We start from the raw sequence: 508 nt of genomic DNA on the forward strand, positions 1-508 counted from the left end.
AGCTAGGAGTTCATTATAACTAATCATTTGAGAAGCGTAAACAGCATAAATTCAGTTAAGGCTTTTGCATCTTATTTCCTTAACCAATTCCATAGCTTCTTCATATTCATACTTTTTAACAGCTTCATCATACTGAGCTTGGGCTTTTGCGCACTGAACTTTCCATTCTCTTAATCGGGCTCTATAATGACGTCCTTGGTACCAATATCCTACCCAATTAATAGGCATCAATAAAAATGGCACAATAAACGACCCGGCTATAATAAGTAAAAACACTGCATCAGATGATATAACTTCACTAGAATCTAAAACGGCTCCTATAATCATAAAGATTAAAAATGCTAAAGCTAAAATAGGGCCAAATAGTACTTCATTTGGGATTAATTTACGCTTGTATTCATACGCCCAGGGCTTACTTGGCATGTATAGGGTTGGCTTTGACATATTCTCTACATTCCATAATAAATTGCTCAAGGATTAAATTGTTAGTGAAATTAGGACTAACAAC

1 protein-coding gene is annotated in these 508 nt (G+C 34.8%); it reads right to left on the reverse strand.

The features are described from left to right. Nucleotides 1–51: 51 nt before the first annotated feature. Nucleotides 52–444, reverse strand: a complete 393-nt coding sequence (locus Y887_RS19825) for a hypothetical protein (protein WP_046965664.1) — start codon at nucleotides 442–444, stop codon at nucleotides 52–54. Between the last annotated feature and the right edge of the window lie 64 nt (nucleotides 445–508).

This window comes from Xanthomonas pisi DSM 18956 (genome assembly GCF_001010415.1).
In the GTDB taxonomy this organism is placed as follows: domain Bacteria; phylum Pseudomonadota; class Gammaproteobacteria; order Xanthomonadales; family Xanthomonadaceae; genus Xanthomonas; species Xanthomonas pisi.

Coding starts and splice junctions, on each gene's coding strand:
- Y887_RS19825 (WP_046965664.1), bottom strand. CDS start 444: ATGTCAAAGCCAACCCTATACATGCCAAGTAAGCCCTGGGCGTATGAA.